At 70.7% G+C, this 26,490-nt stretch carries 19 protein-coding genes, 2 tRNA genes and 1 pseudogene; 7 read left to right on the top strand and 15 right to left on the bottom strand.

The annotated features are described in order from the left end of the window. Window positions 1–39: 39 nt before the first annotated feature. Window positions 40–216, bottom strand: coding sequence for a hypothetical protein (locus AQI95_RS47825; RefSeq protein ID WP_167361917.1), 177 nt, complete (start codon window positions 214–216; stop codon window positions 40–42). Between the two features lie 58 nt (window positions 217–274). Between AQI95_RS47825 and AQI95_RS50270 the strand changes: the two are divergent. Continuing rightward, window positions 275–385, top strand: a pseudogene (locus AQI95_RS50270) (IS5/IS1182 family transposase); the annotation flags it as partial. Between the two features lie 346 nt (window positions 386–731). Here AQI95_RS50270 and AQI95_RS01160 read toward each other — a convergent pair. Then, window positions 732–804, bottom strand: a tRNA-Ala gene (locus tag AQI95_RS01160). A gap of 184 nt (window positions 805–988) precedes the next feature. On the opposite strand from AQI95_RS01160, the gene AQI95_RS01155 reads away from it, so the two are divergent. Next, window positions 989–1,537 (top strand): helix-turn-helix domain-containing protein, encoded by a 549-nt coding sequence (locus tag AQI95_RS01155; RefSeq protein WP_067115769.1) that lies wholly within the window; start codon window positions 989–991, stop codon window positions 1,535–1,537. Between the two features lie 190 nt (window positions 1,538–1,727). After that, a complete protein-coding gene (locus tag AQI95_RS01150; protein ID WP_067115766.1) occupies window positions 1,728–3,260 on the top strand; it encodes a serine/threonine-protein kinase in 1,533 nt (510 codons plus the stop codon). On the opposite strand, the gene AQI95_RS01145 is transcribed toward AQI95_RS01150, so the two are convergent. Both AQI95_RS01145 and AQI95_RS48650 read right to left on the bottom strand, forming a co-directional pair. Next, entirely contained in the window at window positions 3,224–4,531 is a 1,308-nt protein-coding gene (locus AQI95_RS01145; protein WP_067115763.1) for a hypothetical protein, read from the bottom strand. The genes AQI95_RS01150 and AQI95_RS01145 overlap by 37 nt on opposite strands. Window positions 4,532–4,955: 424 nt before the next feature. Continuing rightward, window positions 4,956–5,084: a DLW-39 family protein gene (locus tag AQI95_RS48650; RefSeq protein ID WP_003999697.1), complete on the bottom strand. Its 129-nt coding sequence runs from the start codon at window positions 5,082–5,084 to the stop codon at window positions 4,956–4,958. 348 nt (window positions 5,085–5,432) lie between these two features. Between AQI95_RS48650 and AQI95_RS01140 the strand changes: the two genes are divergently transcribed. Continuing rightward, window positions 5,433–5,786 (top strand): DUF6344 domain-containing protein, encoded by a 354-nt coding sequence (locus tag AQI95_RS01140; RefSeq protein WP_067115761.1) that lies wholly within the window; start codon window positions 5,433–5,435, stop codon window positions 5,784–5,786. Window positions 5,787–5,993: 207 nt separating this feature from the next. Beyond that, window positions 5,994–6,761: a glycosyltransferase family 2 protein gene (locus tag AQI95_RS01135; protein ID WP_107121532.1), complete on the top strand. Its 768-nt coding sequence runs from the start codon at window positions 5,994–5,996 to the stop codon at window positions 6,759–6,761. A gap of 54 nt (window positions 6,762–6,815) precedes the next feature. Here AQI95_RS01135 and AQI95_RS01130 read toward each other — a convergent pair whose 3' ends face one another. Further along, window positions 6,816–7,004 (bottom strand): ferredoxin, encoded by a 189-nt coding sequence (locus AQI95_RS01130; RefSeq protein WP_067115755.1) that lies wholly within the window; start codon window positions 7,002–7,004, stop codon window positions 6,816–6,818. Window positions 7,005–7,194: 190 nt separating this feature from the next. Then, window positions 7,195–7,677: a hypothetical protein gene (locus AQI95_RS01125; RefSeq protein WP_067115752.1), complete on the bottom strand. Its 483-nt coding sequence runs from the start codon at window positions 7,675–7,677 to the stop codon at window positions 7,195–7,197. A 172-nt stretch (window positions 7,678–7,849) separates the two neighbouring features. On the opposite strand from AQI95_RS01125, the gene AQI95_RS01120 reads away from it, so the two are divergent. Then, window positions 7,850–8,437, top strand: a complete 588-nt coding sequence (locus tag AQI95_RS01120) for a hypothetical protein (RefSeq protein WP_067115750.1) — start codon at window positions 7,850–7,852, stop codon at window positions 8,435–8,437. 390 nt (window positions 8,438–8,827) lie between these two features. Continuing rightward, window positions 8,828–12,916 (top strand): nSTAND1 domain-containing NTPase, encoded by a 4,089-nt coding sequence (locus AQI95_RS01115; RefSeq protein WP_067115748.1) that lies wholly within the window; start codon window positions 8,828–8,830, stop codon window positions 12,914–12,916. Between the two features lie 214 nt (window positions 12,917–13,130). Here AQI95_RS01115 and AQI95_RS01110 read toward each other — a convergent pair. From AQI95_RS01110 to dnaA, 9 genes are all read right to left on the bottom strand, one after another. Continuing rightward, window positions 13,131–13,204, bottom strand: a tRNA-Ile gene (locus AQI95_RS01110). Between the two features lie 123 nt (window positions 13,205–13,327). Continuing rightward, on the bottom strand, window positions 13,328–14,062 hold the full coding sequence (locus AQI95_RS01105) for a DUF3566 domain-containing protein (protein ID WP_067115745.1): 735 nt from the start codon (window positions 14,060–14,062) through the stop codon (window positions 13,328–13,330). Between the two features lie 18 nt (window positions 14,063–14,080). Further along, window positions 14,081–16,678, bottom strand: coding sequence for a DNA gyrase subunit A (gyrA, locus tag AQI95_RS01100; RefSeq protein WP_067115743.1), 2,598 nt, complete (start codon window positions 16,676–16,678; stop codon window positions 14,081–14,083). Window positions 16,679–16,720: 42 nt separating this feature from the next. Beyond that, window positions 16,721–18,817 (bottom strand): DNA topoisomerase (ATP-hydrolyzing) subunit B, encoded by a 2,097-nt coding sequence (gene gyrB, locus AQI95_RS01095; RefSeq protein WP_067115740.1) that lies wholly within the window; start codon window positions 18,815–18,817, stop codon window positions 16,721–16,723. A 383-nt stretch (window positions 18,818–19,200) separates the two neighbouring features. Then, complete coding sequence (locus tag AQI95_RS01090; RefSeq protein ID WP_067115737.1) at window positions 19,201–19,746, bottom strand: DciA family protein; 546 nt, start codon at window positions 19,744–19,746, stop codon at window positions 19,201–19,203. Next, on the bottom strand, window positions 19,743–20,864 hold the full coding sequence (gene recF / locus AQI95_RS01085) for a DNA replication/repair protein RecF (RefSeq protein WP_067115734.1): 1,122 nt from the start codon (window positions 20,862–20,864) through the stop codon (window positions 19,743–19,745). Before recF ends, AQI95_RS01090 begins: the two co-directional genes overlap by 4 nt. A gap of 134 nt (window positions 20,865–20,998) precedes the next feature. Next, the gene (gene gnd / locus AQI95_RS01080) at window positions 20,999–21,874 is read right to left on the bottom strand and encodes a phosphogluconate dehydrogenase (NAD(+)-dependent, decarboxylating) (RefSeq protein WP_067115731.1); all 876 of its coding nucleotides are present in this window, start codon (window positions 21,872–21,874) and stop codon (window positions 20,999–21,001) included. A 190-nt stretch (window positions 21,875–22,064) separates the two neighbouring features. Next, the gene (dnaN, locus tag AQI95_RS01075) at window positions 22,065–23,195 is read right to left on the bottom strand and encodes a DNA polymerase III subunit beta (RefSeq protein WP_067115728.1); all 1,131 of its coding nucleotides are present in this window, start codon (window positions 23,193–23,195) and stop codon (window positions 22,065–22,067) included. A gap of 1,000 nt (window positions 23,196–24,195) precedes the next feature. Continuing rightward, the gene (gene dnaA, locus AQI95_RS01070; protein WP_079070973.1) at window positions 24,196–26,160 is read right to left on the bottom strand and encodes a chromosomal replication initiator protein DnaA; all 1,965 of its coding nucleotides are present in this window, start codon (window positions 26,158–26,160) and stop codon (window positions 24,196–24,198) included. Between the last annotated feature and the right edge of the window lie 330 nt (window positions 26,161–26,490).

The following is a 26,490-nucleotide window of genomic DNA, read 5'->3' as shown; positions in this document are numbered from 1 at the left end:
AATCTTGCGCCCCGGCTGAGACGCCATCCGCATTAGTGGCTACCAGGGCAGCTTCGCGGTGCGCGCCGGGTAAGCGGCGGTGACGTAGCGCATGGCGGTCGCTTCGGTGATCCCGAAGAGCCTCATGAGCTTGAGCGGGTCACCGGTGGCGAAGGCTTCGTCGAGGATGCGGTCCTGGCGCAGCCCCTCCAAGGTCAGTCCGTCGGGCAGGCCCATGCGCAGGGAGTCTCTGTTGACGTCCGGGTGGTCCGGGTCGAGTGCGGTCGACGGTGAGCGCGGCGCCGAACACGGCTCCGGCCTCGGAGTCCACCGCTGGGTCGTAGAGGGCGCCATCGCGCTGCTGCACTGGTTCCGGCGCCTGCGCATCCGCATCCCTCGGTCCAGTCCCCTCACGGGCAGTGTGGACAGCGCCCGCACAGGCGGAAGGGCCGCACAGCAGCCATAGCCGGATCTGCCAGCCAACGTCGGCGCGGTTCCGTCCTGCTCGCCCTCCCGTTCCTCACCAGCGAGCAAGCACTCCACCCGCGGAGAACCGGACCGGCCTCCCCTCGCGCGCCACAGGAGGGGAGTACCGGGGGAACAGCAGGGGAGCACAGATCACTCAAAGCCATTGAATTTCAAGGGCTCTCGCCCACCCTCCCCCGCCCCATGTGCGCACACGCGCGCACCGTGTGCGCACCAAAAATGCCCCCTGAAACCGCGTCTCCGCAGGTCAGGGGGCATTTACCGGGTGGAGCCTAGGGGAGTCGAACCCCTGACATCCGCCATGCAAAGACGGCGCTCTACCAACTGAGCTAAGGCCCCGGAAAGCAGCGACCTGCCGGAGGTGTCGCGTTCCGGTGGGCGCCGCAGACCAGAGTACCGGGTCACCCCCCGTATCCCGCAAAAAGATTGGGGGGTCCCCGCAGATGACCACTCTCCGTAGGATGCTCGACGTGGTTCGCTACAGCGAACCGCGGTTTTTCAGGGGAAGCGATGGGGAGACGCAATGGACGCCGCACAGCAGGAAGCCACCGCGAGAGCGCGGGAGCTGCAGCGGAACTGGTACGGAGAGCCGTTGGGGGCGCTCTTCCGTAAGCTCATCGACGATCTCGGGCTCAACCAGGCCCGTCTCGCGGCGGTCCTGGGGCTGTCCGCTCCGATGCTCTCGCAGCTGATGAGCGGCCAGCGCGCGAAGATCGGCAATCCTGCCGTGGTCCAGCGGGTGCAGCTGCTGCAGGAGCTGGCGGCCCAGGTCGCGGACGGCAGCGTGAGTGCGGCAGAGGCGACCCAGCGCATGGACGAGATCAAGAAGTCGCAGGGGGGCTCCGTGCTCAGCAACACCACCCAGACCACCAGCGGTTCGGGGGCGCCGACGGTCAAGCGGGTGGTGCGTGAGATCCAGTCGCTGCTGCGTTCGGTGGCCGCCGCGGGCGACATCATCGACGCTGCGGACAGCCTCGCCCCGGCCCATCCGGAACTGGCGGAGTTCCTGCGCGTCTACGGCGCCGGCCGCACCTCCGACGCCGTCACGCACTACCAGTCGCACCAGAACTAGGAGCCGCGGCCCGGTTCACGGAGGGGGTCCGGGGGCCGGGCCGGGGCCCAGGTTCGTGCGGCGCCGGGGTCGTATCACTCATCACGGGGGAGAGATCAGGGACGGGAGAGCAGGGGGAAGCGAGGGGTAGGGGGGAAAACAAGGGGCAGGTGGGACTGGCGGGGTCCAGGGGGAGGAGTGATGGGCTGCCATGGGTGAGGTCTTCGCCGGGCGGTACGAGCTGGCCGACCCGATCGGTCGCGGTGGCGTGGGCGCCGTATGGCGTGTCTGGGACCACCGCCGACGGCGCTATGTGGCCGCCAAGGTGCTCCAGCAGCGCGACGCCCACTCCCTGCTGCGCTTCGTACGCGAGCAGGCGCTGCGGATCGATCATCCTCATGTCCTCGCCCCGGCCAGCTGGGCCGCCGACGACGACAAGGTGCTCTTCACCATGGACCTGGTCACCGGTGGCTCCCTGGTGCACCTCGTCGGTGACTACGGCCCCCTGCCGCCGGGGTTCGTGTGCACCCTGCTCGACCAGCTCCTGTCCGGTCTGGCCGCCGTCCACGCCGAGGGCGTCATCCACCGGGACGTCAAACCCGCCAATGTCCTCCTCGAGGCCACCGGAACGGGCCGGCCGCGGCTGCGGCTGTCCGACTTCGGCATCGCCATGCGCCTGGGCGAACCCCGTCTGACGGAGACCAACCTGGTGGTGGGCACGCCCGGATATCTCGCGCCCGAGCAGATGCTCGGCTCCGAACCCGACTTCCCGGCCGACCTGTTCGCCGTGGGCCTGGTCGCGCTGTATCTCCTCGAAGGCGCCAAGCCCGACGCCAAGGCGCTCGTGCAGCACTTCGCGGAACACGGGACGCCCGGCCCGCCCAAGGGCATCCCGGAACCGCTCTGGCAGGTCGTCGCCACGCTGCTGCAGCCCGACCCGGCCGCGCGTTTCCGCACCGCCACAGGTGCGCGCAAGGCCCTCGCGTCCGCCGTGGAACTCCTGCCGGAGCCCGAACCCGACGACGAGCTGATCGAGATCTTCGACCAACTCGGCCCGCTTCCTCCCGGATTCGCCCCCGACGGCCCTCTCAAGAGAGCCTCCGGAGTGAGCCTGGAACCGGTCGAGGGTGCGGACACGACTCCGGCACCGGATTCCGGCCCCGCTGCCGACTCAGGTGACGCCACCGGCTCAGGTGACGTTTCCGACCCAGGTGTCGACGCCGACCCAGGCACCGGTTCCCTCTCGGACACCGGCAGTTTCCGCCTGCCGCCTCCCCAAGAACCCTCGACGGGTGTCCAACAGCCGCCGGACCACGTGCCGTACCCCCCTCAGCCACCGCGGCACACCACCGAGCAGACACCCCAGGACGCGACCCCCTCCCTCTACCCTCCCCACGTCCAGCAACCCCGGACCCCTTCGGCACCGCCGTCCGCACCCCCTTCCCGAAGCGCCCCCCAACTCCCGCCCCATCAGCCGTACTTCTCCCCCAACGACGTCTCCCCCAGCGCGATGGCGGCGCATCGTGTCGATACCTCCACCGCTTCGTACACCGCTCAGGACGTCCGGGTTCCGCCCCCGGCGCAGCCGATGCCGGGCCCGCCCGCGCGAGGGCACAGGGCGGGCCGGGCACGTCGGGCGCGGCGGAACCGGCGGCCCGGGCCGCCGGCCAAGGTCGCGGTCCCGCTCCTGCTACTGGCGCTGGCCTGCTACGCCGTGGGCTTCTGGGCGTTGGCCCGCGTCTGAGCCCGCCGCGCCGACACCGTCCAGAGGACGAGCACCAGCGACAACGCGGTCCCCAGGCCGATCCCGCCGACCGCGACGAGCTCCATCCCGACGTCGTCCCGGCCCCCGGCGTTCTGCGAGTTCCCGGTGCTCCCGGAGAGCGCCGCCTCATGGGCCAGCTCGGTGACCCTGAACGCATCACCCGGTACGGGCCGCCCGGCGTACTCGGGCCCCGCGTGCGCCCGCCCCGCCACCCGGACCCGCAGCGTCACACCGTACGGCCCCCCTCCGAACGTGCCGGACAGCTGCTCGCTGAGGTGCAGGACCAGGTAGTAGTCACCGGCGAAGCGGACGGACGTCACTCCGGCGGGCGCGGCGTAGCGGTTGGAGTACTCCACCGGCGGGAGCGGTGCGAGCACGGCGGGTTTGCGGATGCCGGTGTAGCCGAGGGCGGTGTCCTCGACGTAGCCGCGCACGGGGTTGTAGACGGAGAGGTTCAGGGCGCCGCCGACGTACCCGTGCCCGGCGGCACCGTCCAGTTCGGCGGAGGCGTTCAGTTGCCGGCCCCAGTCGACCGGCACCTTGTAGAACCGGGTCTCACCGGGCACGAGAGCGGTCCGCCACACCCCTTGGCCCAGCGGGCGCGCCGAGGCGAACCCGGTGCCGCCGGCCCGCTCGCTGGGCTCGCCGCCGAGCGGCTCGGGGGTGGCGGAGTCCCAGGTCTGCGGCGCGGAGGTGGCTCCGGCCCGCGCAGGGCGCGGTTCCGTGGCGGGCGCGATCTCCAGATCCCAGCGCTGTGCGGGGGCCGACGCGCCAAAGCCCCCGGCGTCGAGGCGTTGGACGAGCACGTAGTACGTCCCGCCGCCCTGGCACAGCGACTTGCCGGCCTCCCGCTGCGCCAGCGCGGTGATCGGGCGCGGGCTGAGGCCCGCGCCGAAGTGGGCGGAGGCGTAGGCGCAGGGCGTGCCGTGCGCGTCCTGGACCGACACCCTGATGCCGTCGGTCGCGGAGACGGTCGCGTTCGCCGGGGGTACGGCGGTGACGGGGACGTACGCCGTGTCGGCCGAGCCGAGTTCGAGGCGGTAGAAGAGCTTGCCGTTCCTCGGGAGGGAGCTGCGGTAGTCGCGGCCGGGGTCCAGCCGTTCGGCCGTCGCGGTGCCCGTCGTGCCCGAGACGGCACGGGCGCCGGGCGCGAAGGCGTACGCCTGGAGCCGCGCGTCCTCGGCCGCGGCCGCGGGCGAGGCGCCGACCGGCAGGACGAGCAACGCGCACAGCCCCGGCAGCAGGACCATCCGCAGAACCGTCCACAGAGCCGTCCTCAGCCCTGTCGTCAGCGGTGTCGTCGGCGCTGTCGTCAGCCGCCGCCACGCCGTACGTCGCCCTCGCCCCCGCACGTGCCGTCCTCCCTGTCGCCGCACCGCGGCGCTCGCACTCGCCGTGACCGCGCGGTCGCTCTCGCCGTACCGGACCGCGCCCCATCCTGCCCCGGGCGCCCCTGTGTCATCCGGGCAACGCCTACGGCCGTCCGAAACGCCCGGCACTGCCGGGGCGGGCGTGCGCGCGACGGCCGGGCGCCCTCCCGAACGCCTACCGCACCCTTCGAGCCCCCGCAACACCGCGTGACACGGAGAACACGCGCCGCCCGCGCGCACCCGGACAACACAAAACCCCGACCGCGCGGGCGGTCGGGGTCTGTTCAGATTCTGGTATCGGCACTCACGAACCCGTGGGCACGGAGTCAGTGGCCTCCGTCCACAGATCCTGCTCGGCGCGATCCGCCTGGATCTGGCGGTACACGAGGAGCCCGCCGATGGCGGCCAGTGCGACCAGGAGCAGCTTCTTCACCGCGCGACCTCGTCTTTCCTTGACGTAGGGGACCTCTGGCGCCCGACTATACACACCGACCGATACCGATCGGTGATCTGCGCAGGGCCCCAACTCCCGCCTCCGGCAGCGCAATAGCCCAGGTCCGAGGCCTGTCCGATCGGAGGGTGATCACACCTCCACGGACGGTTACTTTGCTCCCCCTTCGCTGTCTCTCACCAGCTTTTGGGGTTTTCCGGCCCTCTTGCCGCCATCCGGGTGGTGTTGATCTGAACATCGACGCGCCACGGCCGCAGGTCCACCACTTCTCGGCCCGCATACACATCATGAGGAAAGTACGCAAATCGCCCAACCTGAAAGTGAGGGGCCATGACCCAGAACAAGGTCATGAAGCTGTGGACCGCCATCGGCACCGCCATCGTCGCGCTGTGCACGGCGCTCGGACTCATCACCACGACCGCCACGGCCGCGACGGCCTCGACGGCCACTCCGCAGCCCGAGGGCCCCCGCACCAGCACCGTGCAACGAACCGCCCCGACGGTCCCGGCGCCACGCCACTGGGCCTGGTCCCACGGCAGAGCCCTTCCCCCCACGATGAAGCAGCGGATCCGGGCCGAGGCCCACGGAAAGTCCCCGAGCTGCCGGCACCGGCCCCCCACCGACAGCCTGACGGAGAGCACGGCCGTACCCGAAGAAGCCGCGGCGGCCAGTCTCGACTGCTGAGCCTCCCGCAGGAGCGCGACGTCTCGACTTCTGGGCGACTTGCGTACGCATCAGTCGACACGGAAAGACCCCCGGCCGGGTTCGGCCGGGGGTCTCGCGCGTTGGCCCCGGGCTTCTCCGCCCGGGGCCTCTCCTCCTGTTACCCCCCTGGACCTCTCCTCCTATTACCTATTACCTCCGGGGCCTCTCCTCCTGTTACCTATGGGCATGACTGACACCAGGCAGGTCACCGTCATCACCGCTGTCCACGGCCCGTCCGCGCGGTTCCTGCCGGACGCCTACGCGTCCCTGTGCGAGCAGCGGCTGCCCAGCGGCTGGGAGTGGAAGTGGGTGCTCCAGGAGGACGGCACGACGGACGAGGTCCGTCCTCATGTCCCGCACGACGCGCGCGTGAGCTTCGGCCAGAGCCGGCCCGGCGGGTCCGGAGTCGCCCGCACGATGGCGCTGGCGCGCGCCGAGGGCCCGTACGTGAAGGTCCTCGACGCCGACGACCGGCTCGCGCCGGGCGCGCTGGCCCGTGATCTCACCGTGCTGGAGGCGGACCGCACCGTCGGCTGGACGACGTCCCGGGCCCTGGACCTGCTGCCCGACGGCTCGACCGTGGGCTTCCCCGACGACCCGGCCGAGGGCCCGCTGGAACGCGGTTTCGTGCTCGACCGCTGGAAGCGGAACGACTTCCTGCCGCCGGTCCATCCGGCGACCCTGTGTGTCCGGCGGGAGCTGCTCGTCGCCCTCGGCGGCTGGATGGCGCTGCCGGCCTCCGCGGACACCGGCCTGCTGCTTGCGCTGGACGCGGTGAGCCGCGGCTGGTTCTCGGCGGAGGTCGGCCTGCTGTACCGCAAGTGGGAAGGCCAGGTCACGGCCCAGGCGACCCATGCCGACCCCGTCGAGCGCGCGGCCCGTACGGCGGTCGCCGAGGCCCGCGCCCTCGCCCTGGCCGGCCTGCGGTGGGCCTACCCGGCGGACACCGCGTGAGCCGCTCCGCACCGCTCGGCACCTCACCTCACCCGGACGACACCTCGGTGAGGGCTACTCCGTGAGCACGATCGCCTGTGAGGGGCATTTCTCGGCCGCCTCCACGAGGCGCGGGTCGTCGGCGGACTCCTCCCGGCCGGGCCGTACGACGCCGTATCCGTCCTCGAACGCGAACACGGCCGGCACCCGGTGCGCGCACTCGGCGGAGCCGTAGCACAGGGCGCGGTCGACGGACACCTTCATGCGTCCTCCAGTCGTCAACGAGCCCGGCCGACGGGGCCGGCCGCGGGTCGACTCGGTGACCTCCAGGACGTCCCTGCCCGGCGCGGCACACCCTGAACCGACACGGCGCTCCCGAGCCGGCCCGACCGCCGTGAACCGGCCCGCCGCCTGCCTGCGGCTGCCCGCCACCCGCCTGCGGCCCGCCCGCCGCCTACCGCTCCCCGCCCGCGACCGAGAGCCAGTGGGCCATCCGGCGGACCGTGGGTTCGTCGAGCAGCTCGGCCATCGCCCGCACCGCCTCGCCGTCCTCGGCGCTCAGGTCGTACAGGCCCGCCCTGCTCAGACCGGCCAGGAGGACCTGGTGGCGGCGGCCCGTCATGCGTTCCACGAGCTTGGCCGGTCCACCGGCGCCGGCAGCGGGCGTACCGGTCGGGGCGGCGGGGGCAGGGGTGGTGTCCCTGGCGGTCGGAGCGTCGAAGAGGTGCCAGGTGCCGTTCTCGGGCCCCCACAGCGCGACCGACACCTCCTCGCCGCGCGCCCGCACGGTCTGGGTCATGTCTCCCACGGCGAACAGCACGGGCGCCCGGTCGGGGGACTCGGCGCCCACCGTCCAGGAGTCCTGGGCGGGCTGGTGGAACATCGCGACCCAGCGCGGGGCGCCGGGCGGCGTCGGGCACGGGGGATGTTTCGGCATGGCACTCACCCCTTCGGGAACTACCGGCGCAGGCACCATATCTGACGGTACGTCAGATAACCAGGGCCCACCGGCCGGGACCCGTGCTTCTGGTCTCTTCACGACCGACGTGGCACCCTGCCGGCACCCCAGAGCAGGGGTACCACGTCGTCCCGGAGCAGGGAGGCCGAGGATGAGCAAACGGACAGAGGAACGGACCGAGGGGGCCGCCGCGGCGGTCACGCGGGCCGAGGCGCTGCGCAGACGCCACGGGGCCCGTGCCCACAGCGCCTACGACCGCGCGGTCGCCGCGTGCCGGTACGCCGGGGTCGGACAGGACGCGGCCGAGGCCGTGCCGAGGGATCCCGTCGGGCGGGCCGCCAACGCGCTGCGGCTGTCGGCCGAGTCGCTGGCCGCGCTGACCGGGTCCGCCCCGGACCCGGCGGCGGACGCCCGCTGCGCCCGCAACGCCGCGGCCACCGCGGCGCTGGCCGCCCAGGTGGCCGCGGCCCGGGACGATGACGGCACGGCCGCGGCTACGGCTACGGCTACGGCGGGATCGGGATCGGCGTACGGATCGGGATCTGAACCGGGATCGGAGTCGCCGTCGGCGGCCGCCACGGCCCTGCGCGCGGCGCTCACCGCGTCCCAGGCCGCCGCGGCCGCGGCGGCCGGCAGCGCGCGGGGCCAGGACGCGGCCCTGAACTCCACCGCCGAGGAGGCCGAGCGGCATGCCGTGGCGACGGCCCGCGCGGCCGGATGGCTCCCGGTGAACAGCTGAATCGGATCGTTCTCGAAATGCCCCACCCGCCCGGCACCGGTCCCTCCCCTCGTGGGGACCGGTGCCGAACGGTGCGGAGTGTCGACCCGTACCGCGTCGGCTCGGCGCGGGTCGAAGAGGGAAGCCGCCGTCGGCGGGTTCCGCTCGCTCATCGCTGATGCAGGTTGGCCGAGATGCATCGGCGCCGTGCCGCTCTCTCGGCGGGCACAGGGCCGTGGCCAGTTCGGACCGTGTGTGACGGGCCGACTACCCGGTCCGGATCCTGCCATCTGTTGCCCTCCCGGGAGGAGACCGCCGCTTCCGGTCCAGTGCTTATCCGCAGGTCAGCCATATAAGGTGGGTTTTCCGGTCCGGACGTCCAGATGCGGGGGGAAGTAAAGGGGTGGGGCCTTGGGTTCCGACTCAGGGACACGCACGGCTTTCGCCGAGCGCTTGGCACTGCTCTACAAGGAGGCTGGAAACCCGCCCCTCAAGAGCGTCGCCGAAGCGGTCGTAAGGCTGCAGCGGATCGACGAGCGCGGTCGGCCCGTGCGGGTGTCCGCGCAGCGGATCAGCGACTGGCGCCGGGCCAAGAACGTGCCGGCCCAGTTCACCGCCCTCGCGGCGGTGCTGCACATCCTGATCCCGGAGGCGCGCCGACTGCGGCCCGCCGCGGTGTCCACGGGCCTGTACGACCTCGCGCACTGGCAGCGGCTGTGGGAGCGCGCGCTGGCCGACCCGGTCGGCGACCGGCCCGCACCGCCCGCCGAGGAGGAGCAGCAGCCGCCCGCCGCCCCGGCCCCGCCCGTCGCCGGCGGCGTGTGCCCCTACCGCGGTCTGGCCCCCTACCGGCAGGAGGACGCCCGGTGGTTCTTCGGCCGGGAGCGGAGCACGAGCGCGCTCGTCGACCAGTTGCTCGCCGCGGAGCGGACCGGCGGTCTGGTGATGCTCGTCGGCGCCTCGGGAGCGGGCAAGTCCTCGCTGCTGAACGCCGGTCTGGTACCGGCCCTGCGCGGCGGCGCCCTGCGCGAGGCGCCCGGCGCCTCGGCGGACGCCGCCCCCGCCGCCACGGGCACCGCCGTCGGCGGCAGGGACCAGGCCGACTGCGTCCTGCATCTCGTCCCCGGCGCCGACCCCCTCGGTGAGCTGGTCCGCCGCATCCCCGATCTGACCGGTGTCGCCGCCGAGGCACGCCGGGCCGAGCAGGAGGCGACGGAGAATCCGGCACTCCCCGGCTCCGACTCGCCCCGGTTGGCCCGGGCGGCGCGCGAGGCCATGGCGGAGTGGGCCCGCCGGGAGGTGCCCGCCGGGAACCGGCCCGTCGTCATCGTGGACCAGTTCGAAGAGGCGTTCACTCTCTGCCCGGACGAGGCCGACCGGCGTACGTTCATCCAGCTCCTGCGCGCCGCCTGCACCCCGCCCGCCGGCTCGTACGGGCCCGTTCCCGTCCTCGTCGTCCTCGGTATCCGCGCCGACTTCTACGAGCAGTGCCTCGGCTACCCGGAGCTGGCCGACGCGCTCCAGCACCGGCACATGGTGCTCGGCCCGCTGACCAGCGCCGAGCTGCGCGACGCGGTGACCGGACCGGCCAAGGCGGTGGGTCTGGAGCTGGAACCGGGCCTCGCCGAGCTGATCGTCCGCGAGGTGAGCGCCGACGGCCCGCGCGGGGCGCACGACGCGGGCGTGCTCCCGCTGCTCTCGCACGCCCTGCTCGCCACCTGGCAGCGCCGCAAGGCCGGCCGGCTGACGCTGGCCGGCTACCGCGCGGCCGGCGGCATCCAGGGGGCCGTCGCGGCGACCGCCGAGCGTGCCTGGTCGGGACTGGACCCGGCGGCCCGTACGGCCGCCCGGCTGCTTCTGCTGCGCCTCGTCCGGCTGGGCGAGGACACCCAGGCCACGCGCCGGCGGGGCACCCGGCGCCAGCTCGCGGAGGAGTCGGCGGACCCCGGCAAGACCGAGGAGTCCCTGGAGGCGCTGGTCCGGGCCCGGCTGGTGACGCTGGACGCGGAGACCGTGGAGATCACCCACGAGGCGCTGCTGCACGCCTGGCCCCGGCTGCGGCACTGGATCGACGACGACCGGGGCGACCAACTGCTGCGCCAGCGGCTGGAGGAGGACGGCCGGTCCTGGGAGGACTCGGACCGGGACAGCTCGCTGCTGTACCGGGGCTCCCGGCTGGAGCAGGCGCGCAACTGGGCCGGATCGGCCGGGGACATCTTCCTGACCCGCAGCGCGGTGGAGTTCCTGGCCGCCTCGGTACGGCTGCGCAAGCGCACGGTGTGGATCAGCCGGGCCGCGGTGGCGGCGCTGGTGGTGCTGGCGCTGGTCGCGGGCGGTTCGGCGATCATCGCCCGGCAGCAGCGGGACGACGCCGTCTTCGAGCAGGTGCTCGCCGAGGCGGACCGGGCCCAGCACACGGATCCGTCCCTGGCGGCACAGCTCGACCTGGTCGCCCATCAGCTGCGCCCGCACGACGAGGGGACGTACAGCAGGCTGCTCTCGATCGTGAACGCGCCGCTGGCCACCCCCCTGTCCGGCCACACCGGCGCCGTGTACCTCACCAGTTTCAGCCCCGACGGCAGAACCCTGGCAACGGCCAGCTACGACCGGACGGTCCGGCTGTGGAACGTGGCCGACCCGAGCCGCCCGAGGCCCCTCGGCAAGCCGCTGACCGGCCACACCAGCTGGGTGAGCAGCGCGGTCTTCAGCCCGGACGGGCACACCCTCGCGAGCGCCGGTGACGACGGCACCGTCCGGCTGTGGGACGTGCGGGACCCCGCCCACCCCAAGCCGCTCGGCACACCGCTCACCGGCCACAGGGGCACGATCTACCTGGTCGCCTTCAGCCCCGACGGACACACGCTGGCCTCGGCGAGCGAGGACCACACGGTGAGACTGTGGAACGTGGCCGACCCCGCCCACGCCTCCGCGCTGGGCTCACCCCTGACCGGCCACTCCGCCGCGGTGCGCAGCGTCGCGTTCAGCCCCGACGGCCGCACTCTCGCGGCGGGCGGTGACGACGACACGATCCTGCTGTGGAACACGGCCGACCCGCGCCGTCCGAAGCCGTACCGCACGGTGCTGAGGGGCCACACGGACCTCGTGCACTCGGTGGCGTTCAGCCCCGACGGGCACACCCTGGCCAGCGGCAGCGCGGACGACACGATCCGGCTGTGGAACGTCTCCAACCCCGCGGACCCGTCGGCGCTGGGCCCACCCCTGACCGGGAACACCGGCCCGATCTGGTCGGTGGCCTTCAGCCCGGACGGCGGCCGGCTCGCCGCGGCGAGCGCGGACAGCACGGCCACCCTGTGGAACGTCGCCGATCCGACGGCTCCCTCGCAGGTCGGGGAGCCGCTCGCGGGGAGCAGCGGGGAGATGTACGCCCTGGCCTTCAGCCCCGACGGGCGGACCCTCGCCACCGGCAGCGGTGACAGCAAGGTCCGCCTGTGGTCGCTGTCGACGTCGGACATCGTCGGCCGCACCGGCGCGTTCCGGCCGGACGGGCGGGTGCTGGTCACGGGGGCGCGGGACGGCAGGCTGCGGCTGTGGGACGTGACGCGGCCCGGGCAGCCCGAGCCGCTGGGCAAACCCTTCATGCAGGCGGACGGCGGCCATCGCGCGCCGCTGGTGTTCTCCCCCGACGGCCGCACCCTCGCCGTCCTCACCAACAACCACCTGGTGTACCTGTGGGACATCAGCGATCCGTCCCACCCGGTCACCGGCAAGCCCATCCGCCTGCGGACGCGCTTCGCGGGGCCCGCGCTCGCCTTCAGCCCCGACGGGCGCACCCTGGCCACCTCCTACGACGACTACACCCTTCAGCTGTGGAACGTCGCCGACCCCGCGCACCCCGTCGCGCGCGGCAAGCCGCTCACCGGCCACCGGGGGTACATCAACGCGCTCGGCTTCAGCCCCGACGGACACACGCTGGCCAGCGGCAGCGCGGACAGCACCATCCGGCTCTGGGACGTCACCGACCCGGCCCGCCCGACCGGGCTCGGCCGGCTCACGAAGCACTCCGGTCCGATCAACACGCTCGCCTTCAGCCCGGACGGACACGTGCTGGCCAGCGGCAGCGACGACGACACGGTCCGGCTGTGGAACGTCACCGATCCCGCCTCGGCGACCGCGCTGGGTGCGCCGCTGTCCGGTCACACCGAGGCCGTCAAGTTGCTGACTTTCAGCCCGGACGGGCACGTTCTGGCCAGCGGCGGCAGTGACAACACCGTTCGGCTGTGGAACGTCAGCCACCCCGCGTCCGCGGACCCCATCGGCCAGTCGATGAGCCCCAACGCCAGGTCGGGTACGTTCCTCTCCTTCAGCATCGGGAGCAACGTCCTCGGCGTCTCCAGCGGCACCGACACGGTCCGCCTGTGGAACCTGGACTCCGACGCGGCGATCGCACACATCTGCTCCGTCACCCGGGGCGTGCTGACCCAGCAGAAGTGGCACGAGTACCTGCCCCGCCTGTCCTACGACCCCCCGTGCGGTCGATGATCGGCCAACCTGACTGATTCCCAGCCGACTTGCCCCCGCAAGGCGCTCAAACTTGTTACCCTTGGCCACAGCCCGATCGCTGGTGCATCCCCCGTCGCCAGCGATCGGGCCTTTTCTTATGAGGCGAGCACCGGATCCCAGCAGCCAAGCACGGGACGGGCAGCCGTAGATGCAGAAGACCCCCGATCCATCCGGACCGGGGGTCTTCACACTGTGGGGCTAACAGGATTTGAACCTGTGGCCTCATCCTTATCAGGGATGCGCTCTAACCAACTGAGCTATAGCCCCGCCGCGCTCTGCGGTGTGTGTCCCGCGCGCTGACTCCTGAAGATTAGCGCACGACCACGTCAGTCCCAAAATCGGTTGTCGGGGGACTATCAGGTCAGGGACCCGCAGGGCATGCGGAGCGTCTCACTCGTCCTCGGCCAGGGTCAGCTCGACGCCGCCCACGAAGCCCGCGGAGAGGTTGTAGATGAACGCGCCGAGTGTCGCGAGCGCGGTGGCCAGGACCACGTCGATGACCGCGATGATGGTCGTGAACGTCAGCACGTGGGGGAGCGACAGAAACGCCTGGAGGTCGAAGCCGTTGGCCTCGTTCGAACCGGTCGCCTCCGAGATCGTGCCGCCCACCGTCGAGAACACGCCCATCGCGTCCATGACCATCCACAGCACCGCCGAGGCGACGATGGTGCAGATGCCGAGCGCGATGGAGAGCAGGAAGCTGACCTTCATCACCGACCAGGGGTCGGCCTTGGCCACCCGCAGCCGCGCCTTGCGGGTGCGCGGCGCCGTCCGGGCGCCGGTACGCGGCCGCCGTACGGCGCCGGCCGGGGGCTGCGCCGGATAGGCCTGCGGCGGGTGGTAGGGCGCGGCGGGCTGCTCCTGGCGCCGCTCCCCGGGGAGCGGCGACGGCGACTGCGCCTCGCCGGGCGCGGCCGGGCCTCGGGTGTCGGTCACAGTTCCCCCCTGGGATCCGGATGTGCCGGAGGAGCCGTTCTCGGACACCTTCACCGGCTTCAGGTTGGTCGTGTGCGGGTCGGTCGTGCTCCCCGCGCCCACCCCGTGCGCGGCGGAGCCACGGCCGCCGCCGTTCGTCTCCGTACCCGTGGAGGTACCGGCCGATCCGGCGCCCGTGGCTCCGCTCACGATGACTCTCTCCTCGTGCTACTCGGCCGAGGGCGAATCACCCTCGTCCGTGCCGGGGGCCTGGGCACCTTCGGCGGACTCGTCGACGACGTCCGCACCGTCGACCTCCTCCGCCTCGCGCCCCGCCTCGGCGTTACGTGCGATGCCGACCACGGCATCGCGCTTGCCCAGGTTGATCAGTTGGACGCCCATGGTGTCACGGCCCGTCTCCCTGACCTCGTTGACTCGCGTACGAATCACACCGCCGGACAGGGTGATCGCGAGGATCTCGTCGGTCTCCTCGACGACCAGCGCGCCGACGAGCGAACCGCGATCCTCCACGATCTTGGCGGCCTTGATACCGAGGCCGCCGCGGCCCTGGACGCGGTACTCGTCGACGGCGGTCCGCTTCGCGTACCCACCGTCCGTGGCAGTGAACACGAACGTACCGGGTCGAACGACATTCATCGAGAGAAGCTCATCGCCCTCGCGGAAGCTCATGCCCTTCACACCGGAGGTGGCGCGGCCCATCGGACGCAACGAGTCGTCCGTGGCCGTGAACCGGATCGACTGGGCCTTCTTGCTGATCAGAAGCAGATCGTCGTCGGCCGAGACCAGCTCGGCACCGATCAGCTCGTCGTCGCTTCCGTCCTCGCGCTCACGCAGGTTGATCGCGATCACACCGCCGGAACGGGGCGAATCGTAATCCTTCAGAGGCGTCTTCTTGACCAAGCCGGACTTGGTGGCCAGGACCAGGTACGGCGCCGCCTCGTAGTCGCGGATCGCGAGGATCTCGGCGATCGCCTCGTCCGGCTGGAAGGCGAGCAGGTTCGCCACGTGCTGGCCGCGCGCGTCCCGGCCGGCCTCGGGCAGCTCGTACGCCTTCGCCCGGTACACCCGGCCCTTGTTGGTGAAGAACAGCAGCCAGTGGTGGGTCGTGGAGACGAAGAAGTGGTCGACGATGTCGTCTTCCTTCAGCTTCGTGCCGCGCACGCCCTTGCCGCCGCGCTTCTGTGCACGGTAGTCGTCCGCCTTGGTCCGCTTGACGTAGCCGCCGCGCGAGACGGTGACGACGATGTCCTCCTCGGCGATCAGGTCCTCGATGGACATGTCGCCGTCGTAGGGCACCAGCATGGTCTTGCGGTCGTCGCCGTACTTCTCGACGATCGCGGCCAGTTCCTCGCTGACGATCCCGCGCTGGCGGACCGGCGAGGCCAGGATCGCGTTGTACTCGTTGATCTTCGCCTGGAGTTCGTCGTGCTCCTGGACGATCTTCTGCCGCTCCAGGGCCGCGAGGCGCCGCAGCTGCATCTCGAGGATCGCGTTGGCCTGGATCTCGTCGATCTCCAGCAGGCCCATCAGGCCGCTGCGCGCGATCTCGACGGTCTCGCTGCGCCGGATCAGCGCGATGACCTCGTCGATGGCGTCCAGAGCCTTCAGCAGACCGCGCAGGATGTGCGCGCGCTCCTCGGCCTTGCGCAGCCGGAACCGGGTCCGGCGGACGATGACCTCGATCTGGTGCGTCACCCAGTGGCGGATGAACGCGTCCAGGGACAGCGTGCGCGGCACGCCGTCGACCAGCGCCAGCATGTTGGCGCCGAAGTTGGTCTGCAGGTCGGTGTGCTTGTACAGGTTGTTCAGCACGACCTTGGCGACCGCGTCCCGCTTGAGGACGATCACCAGGCGCTGGCCGGTGCGCGACGACGTCTCGTCACGGACGTCGGCGATGCCGCCGACCTTGCCGTCCTTCACCAGGTCGGCGATCTTCTGCGCGAGGTTGTCCGGGTTGACCTGGTAGGGCAGCTCGGTCACGACCAGGCACTGCCGGCCCTGGATCTCCTCGACCTCGACCACCGCGCGCATCGTGATGGAGCCGCGCCCGGTGCGGTACGCCTCCTCGATGCCCTTGCGGCCCACCACCAGGGCGCCGGTCGGGAAGTCCGGGCCCTTGATGCGCTCGATGAGGGCGTCGAGCAGCTCCTCGTGCGAGGCCTCCGGGTTCTCCAGGCACCACTGGGCGCCGGCCGCGACCTCGCGCAGGTTGTGCGACGGGATGTTGGTCGCCATGCCGACCGCGATGCCGGCCGAGCCGTTGATCAGCAGGTTCGGGAAGCGGGCGGGCAGGACGGTCGGCTCCTGGGAGCGGCCGTCGTAGTTGTCCATGAAGTCGACGGTTTCCTCGTCGATGTCACGGACCATCTCCATCGACAGCGGCGCCATCTTGCACTCGGTGTAGCGCATGGCCGCCGCCGGGTCGTTGCCCGGAGAGCCGAAGTTGCCGTTGGAGTCCACCAGCGGCATCCGCATCGACCACGGCTGCGCGAGGCGGACCAGCGCGTCGTAGATCGAGGAGTCGCCGTGCGGGTGGTAGCTGCCCATGACGTCGCCGACGACACGGGCGCACTTGTAGAAGCCGCGCTCGGGGCGGTAGCCGCCGTCGTACATCGCGTAGAGCACGCGTCGGTGGACGGGCTTGAGGCCGTCCCGGACGTCGGGCAGCGCGCGGGACACGATGACGGACATCGCGTAGTCCAGGTACGAGCGCTGCATCTCCGTCTCGAGCCCGACGGGCTCGACGCGCATGACGGTCTCGCCGCCCTCGGTCTCGGGGTTTTCCGGAGTGTTCTCGTCGGCCATTGCTGGTGAAGATCCTTCCTGGTGCGGTCAGCTGAGACCGACTCAGATGTCGAGGAAGCGGACGTCCTTGGCGTTGCGCTGGATGAACTGGCGGCGGGCCTCGACGTCCTCGCCCATCAGGACCGAGAACAGGTCGTCGGCCTGGGCGGCGTCGTCCAGGGTGACCTGGCCGAGGACCCGGTGCTCCTGGTCCATCGTGGTCACGCGCAGTTCCTCGGCGTTCATCTCGCCGAGGCCCTTGAAGCGCTGGATCGAGTCCTCCTTGACGCGCTTGCCGCGCTGACGGCCCATCTCCAGCAGTGCGTCGCGCTCGCGGTCGGAGTACGCGTAATCGACCTCGTCCCGGCCCCACTTGATCTTGTACAGCGGCGGACGGGACAGGAACACGTGCCCGGCCTCGACCAGCGGCCGCATGAAGCGGAACAGGAAGGTCAGCAACAGGGTGTTGATGTGCTGGCCGTCGACGTCGGCGTCCGCCATCAAGATGATCTTGTGATAGCGGAGCTTCTCGATGTCGAAGTCCTCGTGCACACCCGTGCCGAAGGCCGAGATCAGCGCCTGGATCTCCTGGTTCTGCAGGATCTTGTCGATCCTGGCCTTCTCCACGTTGAGGATCTTGCCGCGGATCGGGAGGATCGCCTGGTACTGCGGGTTGCGGCCGGACTTGGCCGAGCCGCCGGCGGAGTCACCCTCGACGATGAAGATCTCGCACTTGGTGGGGTCGTTCGACTGGCAGTCGGAGAGCTTGCCCGGCAGGGACGCCGACTCCAGCAGGCCCTTGCGGCGGGTCAGGTCGCGCGCCTTGCGGGCCGCCACGCGCGCGGTGGCCGCCTGGATGCCCTTGCGGACGATGTCCGCGGCCTCCACCGGGTTGCGGTCCAGCCAGTCGTTGAGGTGCTCGTAGACCGCCTTCTGCACGAAGGTCTTGGCCTCCGTGTTGCCCAGCTTGGTCTTCGTCTGGCCCTCGAACTGCGGCTCGCTCAGCTTGACCGAGATGATCGCGGTCAGACCCTCACGGATGTCGTCACCGGTGAGGTTGTCGTCCTTCTCGCGCAGCAGCTTCTTGTCGCGCGCGTACTTGTTGATCAGCGAGGTGAGCGCCGCGCGGAAGCCCTCCTCGTGCGTGCCGCCCTCGTGGGTGTGGATGATGTTCGCGAAGGAGTACACGCCCTCGCTGTAGCCGCTGTTCCACTGCATGGCGACCTCGAGGGACAGGCTCTTGTCCTTGTCCTCGGCCTCCAGGTCGATCACCGTCGGGTGGACGGCCTCTCCCTTGCGGGAGTTGAGGTACTTCACGAAGTCGACGATGCCGCCCTCGTAGTGGTACGTGACCGACTTGACCTCGGCCTTCTCGTCCGCACCCGCCTCGTCCGCGCCGCTCGTGGCCTTCGCCGACTCGCGCTCGTCGGTGAGCCGGATCGTCAGGCCCTTGTTGAGGAACGCCATCTCCTGGAAGCGCCGCGACAGCGTCTCGAAGGAGTACTCGGTGGTCTCGAAGATGTCCGGGTCGGCCCAGAAGGTCACCGAGGTGCCGGTCTCGTCCGTGGCCTCGTGCTCGACCAGGGGGGCGGTCGGGACGCCGAGCTTGTATTCCTGCGTCCAGCGGCGACCGTCCGTCTTGATCTCGACGGACACCTTGGTCGACAGCGCGTTCACCACGGACACGCCCACACCGTGCAGACCGCCGGAGACCGCGTAACCGCCACCGCCGAACTTGCCGCCCGCGTGCAGCACGGTCAGCACGACCTCGACGGCCGGCTTGCCCTCGGAGGGCACGATGCCCACCGGGATGCCGCGGCCGTTGTCGACGACCCGGACGCCGCCGTCGGGGAGGATCGTGACGTCGATCGTGTCCGCGTACCCGGCCAGCGCCTCGTCGACCGAGTTGTCGACGACCTCGTACACCAGGTGGTGCAGACCGCGCTCGCCCGTGGAACCGATGTACATGCCGGGCCGCTTGCGGACCGCGTCCAGCCCTTCGAGCACGGTGATGGCGCTGGCGTCGTAGGAGGCGGAGGCTGTGGCCTCGCCGCTCACGGGGGCCTCGGCGGCCTCGCCGTTCACGCCGGCGTCGGTGGACGGGATGTTCTCGTTGGGGTTGCCGGAATCGGCCACGAAGCGCCCTTTCTGGCACAGCACGAGCCGGGCTCGTCGGCAGGTTGCCGGAGCGGCTGCGGCATGTTGCGTTGGTAAGCCTTGATCAGCGTTGCTCAGCTTTTCCCGGGCGGTCCCCACATTGGGGCGGGATTGGCTTCCAGTCTACCGGTAGCTCTGACATCGATGGGGGTTTGCCGGTACCTGAGTCCCCATGTGCCGCCCTGAACCGGCCTCGACCGGGTCCCGATATACGGATGGGGGCTCCAAGGGGCTCACAGCGGCACTCAGCGCTTCGAGCCGTCAACCCTTGGCTACTGGGGGGTCAGATGGCGCTCCGGCCGCGATCCGGCGGCCGCCCGCACCGGTGTACGCAGGCACACCGGCACCCCGCTCCGCCCCCTCGACGTGAGGTACGTCACCCTGCCTCAGGCGTACGTATCGCCCGGTCCGGAGCTTCCCGGAGCGCGCAGCGGGCCGTAGCGACGGGGCGGACCGCCCGGATTGAGCACCTTGATCATCCGTACGGTGCCGTGCCCCAGATCCTCGTTGAGCCGGGCGACCAGCGCGGGCGCGAGATGGCGCAGCTGGGTGGCCCAGGCCGTCGAATCGCACCCCACGGTCAGCACACGCTCGTCCTCGTCGTACCGCTGCGGCACACAGTGCTTGGCCAGGTCCTCGCCGACGATCTGCGGCCAGCGGCCCATGACGCCGCCCACCGCCGCCGGGGCCTCCCAGCCGCGCTCGGTCAGCAGACGGTTGATCGCGGCGCCCAGCGCCATCGGATCGCGGCCGTCGGCGCGCGCCCCGGAGCGCAGCCCGCCGCCGCGCCGGACCTGCTTCTTCTGCCGCGCCGCGTCCCCACGCGCGCGTGCCTGCTCCCGCGCCGCGCGCAACGCCACGCGCGCGAGGTCGACACCGGAGGGTTCGGGCGCCTTCTTGGGGGTCTTGGGCGTGGGCTCCTCGGTGCTCATACGCGCTCCACCGTCCCACCGGACACCGCATACCGGGCGCCGGCCAGTGCATCCGGTACATCGTCGTCCACGGCGGCGGTGACCAGCACCTGCTCGCCGGGCGCGACCAGCTCGGCCAGCCGCTCACGACGGCGCGCGTCCAGCTCGGCGAAGACGTCGTCCAGGACCAGCACCGGCTCGTTGCCCTCGGCCCGCAGCAGGTCGTAGGAGGCCAGCCGCAGCGCGAGCGCGTAGGACCAGGACTCGCCGTGCGAGGCGTACCCCTTGGCGGGCAGCTGACCGAGCCTGAGGACGAGGTCGTCCCGATGGGGACCTATCAGGGTCACCCCGCGCTCGATCTCCTGCTTGCGCGCCTCGGCCAGGGCCGCCATGAGCTGGGCGCAGAGATCCTCGCGCGTGTGCGCCTCACCGGGAGCGGACGGCTTGTAGTCGAGCATGACGGGACCGCCGCCGGGGGCCAGCTGCTCGTAGGCCTTGTCGGCGAGCGGCTGCAGCGCCGCGATCAGATCGAGCCGCTGGGCGAGCAGCTCGGCACCCGCGCGCGCGAGGTGCTGGTCCCACACGTCGAGGGTGGACAGGTCCATGGACCGCCCGCCGTGCCGACGGGCGAGAGCGGCGGTCTTCAGCAGGGTGTTGCGCTGCTTGAGCACCCGCTCGTAGTCGGAGCGCACACCGGCCATGCGCGGCGACCGGGCCGTGATCAGCTCGTCCAGGAACCGCCGCCGCTCCCCGGGGTCCCCCTTCACCAGCGCGAGATCCTCCGGCGCGAACAGCACGGTCCGTACGATCCCCAGCACGTCCCTCGGCCTGACCTGCGAGGACCGGTTGATGCGGGCGCGGTTGGCCTTGCCGGGGTTCAGCTCCAGCTCGACCAGCTGCCGGCGGTCCCCCTGCCGTACCTGCGCCCGGACGACGGCGCGCTCGGCGCCCATGCGGACGAGGGGGGCGTCGGAGGCGACCCGGTGGCTGCCGAGAGTGGCGAGGTACCCGACCGCCTCCACCAGGTTGGTCTTGCCCTGCCCGTTGGGGCCGACGAAGGCCGTGACGCCCGCATCGAGCGGAACCTCGGCCCGGGCGTACGAGCGGAAGTCGGCCAGCGAAAGATGCGTGACGTGCATGGTCGTTTCGCCGGCCTTCCCCAGAGTGCTGATGGACTGTGGATCGCGGGGCGACCCTGTGGCTCTCGCGATCCCGCGCTTGTGGATCTGCGCCTGTGGATCTGTGGATTACTTCTCTCGACTACTTCTTCGGACTACTTCTTCGCCACGGCGTGCCCGCCGAACTGGTTGCGCAGCGCGGCGATCATCTTCATCTGCGGCGAGTCCTCCTGGCGTGAGGCGAACCGCGCGAACAGCGACGCGGTGATCGCGGGCAGCGGCACCGCGTTGTCGATCGCGGCTTCCACAGTCCAGCGTCCCTCACCGGAGTCCTGTGCATAACCGCGCAGCCCGTCCAGGTGCTCGTCCTCGTCGAGCGCGTTGACGGCGAGGTCGAGCAGCCAGGACCGGATGACCGTGCCTTCCTGCCAGGACCGGAACACCGCACGGACGTCGGTGACGGAGTCGACCTTCTCCAGCAGCTCCCAGCCCTCGGCGTACGCCTGCATCATCGCGTACTCGATGCCGTTGTGGACCATCTTCGCGAAGTGGCCCGCGCCGACCTTGCCGGCGTGCACGGATCCGAAGTCGCCCTCGGGCTTGAGCGCATCGAAGACCGGCTGCACCTTGGCGACGTTCTCGGCGTCACCGCCGTACATCAGCGCATAGCCGTTCTCCAGGCCCCAGACGCCGCCGGAGACACCGCAGTCGACGAAGCCTATGCCCTTGGCCGCCAACTCCTCGGCGTGCTTCTCGTCGTCCGTCCAGCGGGAGTTGCCGCCGTCGACGACCACGTCACCGGGTTCGAGCAGCTCGGCGAGCTGGTCGACGGTCGACTGGGTGGGCTCGCCGGCCGGGACCATCACCCAGATCACGCGCGGACCGCTGAGCTTGCCCACAAGCTCTTCCAGGCTGTGGACGTCCGCGAGGTCCGCGTTGCGGTCGTATCCGATGACGGTGTGGCCTGCGCGGCGGATCCGCTCGCGCATGTTGCCGCCCATCTTGCCGAGGCCGACGAGACCGAGCTCCATCAGTTGTGTTCCTTAGGTCGCTGTGTGGCGTGACAGGCACCGAAGTGCCGGACCGAGCCTAGACCCGCCCGCGCATGCACAGCTGTGGGCATACGCGCTCAGGCGTTACCCCCCTGACCTGCAACTTCTCCACGTGTCGTCATAGCGGCGCCGGGCACCCACAGAGGCACCCGGCGCTGTGGACGGACGGTCAGCCGCTCAGCCGCACCGGCATGATCAGGTACTTGTACGCGTCGTCCGCCTCGGCATCCACCGCCGGCTTCCCGCTGAGCAGCGCCGGCTTCGTGGACGTCGTGAACGACAGCTGGGCCACCGGGGAGTCGATCGCGCTCAGACCGTCCAGCAGGAACGTCGGGTTGAAGGCGATGGAGATGTCGTCGCCGTCCAGCTGGGCGTCGACCCTTTCCACAGCCTGTGCATCGTCACTGGACCCTGCCTCGAGGATCAGCACGCCCTTCTCGAAGCTCAGCCGTACCGGGGTGTTCCGCTCGGCCACCAGCGCCACGCGCTTGACGGCCTCCACGAAGGGCGCGGTCTCGATCACGGCGACGGTGTTGAACTCGGTCGGGAACAGCGTCCGGTACTTCGGCAGGTCGCCCTCGAGCAGCCGCGTGGTCGTACGACGCCCCGCGCCCTCGAAACCGATCAGACCCTCGCCCGCACCCGACCCGGACAGCGCCAGCGTCACGCTGTCACCGGCACCGAGCGACTTGGCGGTGTCCAGGAGCGTCTTGGCCGGGACCAGGGCGACCGCGGAGGCCTCCGGGTTCTCCGGCTTCCACAGGAACTCGCGGACCGCGAAGCGGTAGCGGTCGGTGGAGGCCAGGGTGACCGTGTCGCCCTCGATCTCGATGCGCACACCGGTGAGGACGGGCAGCGTGTCGTCGCGACCGGCGGCGATGGCCACCTGGGACACGGCGGCCGCGAAGACCTCGCCGGGGACGGTGCCCGTGGCGTTCGGCATCTGCGGCAGCGCCGGGTACTCCTCCACAGGCAGTGTGTGCAGGGTGAACCGGGAGGATCCACAGACCACGGTCGCCCGTACACCGTCTGTGGAAATCTCCACCGGTCGGTTGGGGAGAGCGCGGGAGATGTCGGCGAGCAGGCGGCCGGAGACGAGGACGGTGCCCTCCTCCTCGACCTCGGCGTCCACCGACACGCGTGCGGAGACCTCGTAGTCGAAGCTCGACAGGCTCAGCTGGCCGTCCTCGGCCTTGAGGAGGAGGCCGGCGAGGACAGGCGCCGGCGGACGGGCCGGGAGGCTGCGTGCCGCCCACGCCACTGCCTCCGCGAGTACGTCGCGTTCCACCCGGATCTTCACCGTAAGCCGCCTCCTGCTGTTGCTACTGAGTCCTCCGACTCGGTGTCACCACCCACTGCGAAGGGAAGGACACCGGGGACCAGTCTGACGCACCGCACTGACAGTAGGTGCCTGTCGGGGTCAAGTCGCTCGGAGGGGCAGCCGGACGCGAGACAGCGAGTTGTGCACAGGCCCCGCTTCAAAGCGATTCCCGAACTCTCTCTAGTTGGGAGTAGTAGTAGGGCCTGTGGATACCGTGGATAACCACGTTTTCCCAGCTCAGAGGCCAAATTTTGTCCACCGGGCCTGTGGGTGGAGGCGGTGGACAACCAGGTGTCTCTGTGGAGAACAGAAAGTTCTGCACACTCCGCCCACAGCCCGAGGGCAGTTCTCCCCAGCTGCGTCCCCAGGTTTACCCACGTTTCCCACACCCCAACCCGGCACCTTCGTGTGACGCCTTTCACTCGACGCGGTGACCGGGTGCGTCGCGTTGCCGAACAGTGGACAGCCATGTGGAGAAGCCGGGGATCACTGGGGACAACCGGCTCCAGCCTGTGGGTTGTCGGTGGACAACTCCGTGCACAGCCTGTGGATCTTCTGTTTTTCCACAGTCTGTGGAGATCGTTCGTCCTCAATTCCACAGGCAGCTGAGCTGGGCGAACGTCGTATGAACAGGCTCCCTGTGGACGCCGTTCGGGACAACTTCGCAGTCCCCAGGATGTGGACGGAAGAAAGTCGGCGAATCTGTGGAGAGTGGCCGTAACCCGGCAGTTAATCGAACAGCCGATGGCGGGCGAGGAACACTCCACAGCCCGCGGACCCCCTCTCCACAGGCCGGTGGCACCTCGCCGGAGCCGGTGGGCGACCCCTCCCGCCACCCCGTGCACACCTCCGCGCGGCCAGAGCACCGGGCAGGCCACAGCACCGGGCAGGGCGCAGCCGAAGCGGACCGGAACGCAGAAGGGCGCCCCCGGGAAACGGATCCCGGAGGCGCCCTCGATGCCGGCGTACGCGGCCGGCGTCAGCCGTTCTTGATGCGGTTCGTCAGCTCGGTGACCTGGTTGTAGATGGACCGCCGCTCGGCCATCAGCGCACGGATCTTGCGGTCGGCGTGCATGACGGTGGTGTGGTCGCGGCCGCCGAACTGCGCACCGATCTTCGGCAGCGACAGATCGGTCAGCTCACGGCACAGGTACATGGCGATCTGCCGGGCGGTGACCAGCGCGCGGCCGCGCGAGGTGCCGCACAGGTCCTCCACCGTCAGCCCGAAGTAGTCGGCGGTGGCCCCCATGATGGCCGTCGCCGTGATCTCGGGCGCGGAGTCCTCCCCGCCCGGGATCAGATCCTTCAGCACGATCTCCGTCAGGCCCAGGTCCACCGGCTGCCGGTTGAGGGACGCGAACGCCGTCACCCGGATCAGCGCACCCTCCAGCTCACGGATGTTCCGCGAGATCCGGGAGGCGATGAACTCCAGCACCTCCGGCGGGGCGTTGAGCTGCTCCTGCACCGCCTTCTTGCGCAGGATCGCGATCCGCGTCTCCAGCTCGGGCGGCTGGACGTCGGTGATCAGGCCCCACTCGAAACGGTTCCGCAGCCGGTCCTCCAGCGTGACCAGCTGCTTGGGCGGCCGGTCGCTGGACAGCACGATCTGCTTGTTGGCGTTGTGGAGCGTGTTGAAGGTGTGGAAGAACTCCTCCTGCGTCGACTCCTTGTCCGCGAGGAACTGGATGTCGTCGACGAGCAGGATGTCCATCTCGCGGTAGCGCTTGCGGAAGCTGTCGCCCTTGCCGTCGCGGATGGAGTTGATGAACTCGTTGGTGAACTCCTCCGAGCTGACGTACCGCACGCGGGTGCCCGGGTAGAGGCTGCGCGCGTAGTGTCCGATCGCGTGCAGCAGGTGCGTCTTGCCGAGCCCCGATTCCCCGTAGATGAACAGGGGGTTGTACGCCTTCGCCGGTGCCTCGGCGACGGCCACCGCGGCCGCGTGCGCGAACCGGTTGGAGGCGCCGATGACGAACGTGTCGAAGAGGTACTTCGGGTTCAGGCGTGCCGTGGGCTCACCGGGGCCGCTCGCCGGCGCCGGCTTTGCGGCCAGCGGGCCGGGGGCACCGGTGCCGCCGCGGTGCGCCGGGCCACCGCTCACCGGTTGATCGGGAAGCTCGCGGCGGACGGGGTCGCGCTGGTCGTACTCGGTGCGGGAGGGGGCGTACTCGGAGCGTGCGGAGTCGTAGTCCGGGCGCCCGGAGTCGAAGTCCCCGCGCGGGTTGTCGTACTCGCTGCGCGGGTTGTCGTACTCGGCGCGCTGCTGCTCGTACGAGGGCCGGTCCATGCCCTGCTGGCGGTAGTCGGACGGCGAGCCGTAGGGGTCCGAGCCGGAGCCGTAGGCGTCCTGGGACGACGGCGACGCGTACGGATCGCGTTCGGGGAAGCCGAGCCGCGGCTGCTGCCAGCCGTACTCGTCCTGCGCGGGACGCGGCCAGGCGCCGGGCTCGCGGCGCTGGTACTCAGAGGGGTACGCCGGGCGCACGACGGGGAGCTGATCGGCGCGGCCGGTGGGCAGCTGGTCGCCGCGGGACTGCTGCTCGGCCGGCGGCTGGTCGGCGGCGCGGTGGCGGCCGTAGCCCTCGTACGGCGCGGACGGCAGTTCCGGTTCTTCGTAACGCGGCTTGGGCGACTGCTGCACCGGCGCCGCGGGAGCCGGCGGCTCGCCGGCGGAGTCGTCCACGGTGATCGCGATACGGATCGGACGGCCGCACTCGCGGCTCAGCGTCTCGCTGACGATCGGTGCGAGACGGCCCTCCAGTACGCCCTTCGCGAATTCGTTCGGTACGGCGAGCAGAGCGGTGTCCGCCACCAGCGCGAGCGGCTGGCAGCGGCGGATCCAGTGCTCGTCCTTGACCTCGACACCCTGTCCACGGCCCTCGCCGAGGAGCTGCTCCAGTACTCGTGGCCACACTGCGGCAAGATCGGCAGGTACGTCAGCCACAGGGCACGCTCTCTCACAGGTCCCACGAACGTGTGATCGCGGGACGGGTCGGGTGTACATCGGGTGGTCGGTGGGTCAAACCCGCCGGGGCGGGGGACAAAAGAACGAATCGGAGTTCAGCCACGGTAGTCAGCGCGGCGGGTACGGTTCAAGTTGTTGTCCCCAGCCTGTGGATAGTGTCTCTCCGCAGCCCTCGGTTTGACCGGATGGCGTAGCCCCGCGTACCGTAACCAGGTCGAGTTGTCGATGGCTGCTGCCGCCTGCCTCCGAAGGGCACAGATCACTGCAGGTGATCGGGAAGCGGTGCAATCGGGCGTGAAGCGAGCTACT

Origin of the sequence: Streptomyces yokosukanensis (genome assembly GCF_001514035.1) — a bacterium.
GTDB classification, from domain to species: domain Bacteria; phylum Actinomycetota; class Actinomycetes; order Streptomycetales; family Streptomycetaceae; genus Streptomyces; species Streptomyces yokosukanensis.
Note: the sequence above shows the minus strand (reverse complement) of the source record. Positions and strands in the feature narration are given on the sequence as shown.

Bases quoted from the DNA above. Each gene is read 5' to 3' on its own strand.
- AQI95_RS01140 (WP_067115761.1), top strand. From the start codon at position 5,433: ATGACCCAGAACAAGGTCATGAAGCTGTGGACCGCCATCGGCACCGCC.
- AQI95_RS47825 (WP_167361917.1), bottom strand. From the start codon at position 216: ATGGGCCTGCCCGACGGACTGACCTTGGAGGGGCTGCGCCAGGACCGC.
- AQI95_RS01130 (WP_067115755.1), bottom strand. From the start codon at position 7,004: ATGAAGGTGTCCGTCGACCGCGCCCTGTGCTACGGCTCCGCCGAGTGC.
- recF (WP_067115734.1), bottom strand. From the start codon at position 20,864: ATGCACGTCACGCATCTTTCGCTGGCCGACTTCCGCTCGTACGCCCGG.
- AQI95_RS01120 (WP_067115750.1), top strand. From the start codon at position 7,850: ATGAGCAAACGGACAGAGGAACGGACCGAGGGGGCCGCCGCGGCGGTC.
- AQI95_RS01145 (WP_067115763.1), bottom strand. From the start codon at position 4,531: ATGGTCCTGCTGCCGGGGCTGTGCGCGTTGCTCGTCCTGCCGGTCGGC.
- AQI95_RS01090 (WP_067115737.1), bottom strand. From the start codon at position 19,746: ATGAGCACCGAGGAGCCCACGCCCAAGACCCCCAAGAAGGCGCCCGAA.
- AQI95_RS01135 (WP_107121532.1), top strand. From the start codon at position 5,994: ATGACTGACACCAGGCAGGTCACCGTCATCACCGCTGTCCACGGCCCG.
- AQI95_RS01150 (WP_067115766.1), top strand. From the start codon at position 1,728: ATGGGTGAGGTCTTCGCCGGGCGGTACGAGCTGGCCGACCCGATCGGT.
- gyrA (WP_067115743.1), bottom strand. From the start codon at position 16,678: ATGGCCGACGAGAACACTCCGGAAAACCCCGAGACCGAGGGCGGCGAG.
- AQI95_RS01155 (WP_067115769.1), top strand. From the start codon at position 989: ATGGACGCCGCACAGCAGGAAGCCACCGCGAGAGCGCGGGAGCTGCAG.
- gnd (WP_067115731.1), bottom strand. From the start codon at position 21,874: ATGGAGCTCGGTCTCGTCGGCCTCGGCAAGATGGGCGGCAACATGCGC.
- AQI95_RS01125 (WP_067115752.1), bottom strand. From the start codon at position 7,677: ATGCCGAAACATCCCCCGTGCCCGACGCCGCCCGGCGCCCCGCGCTGG.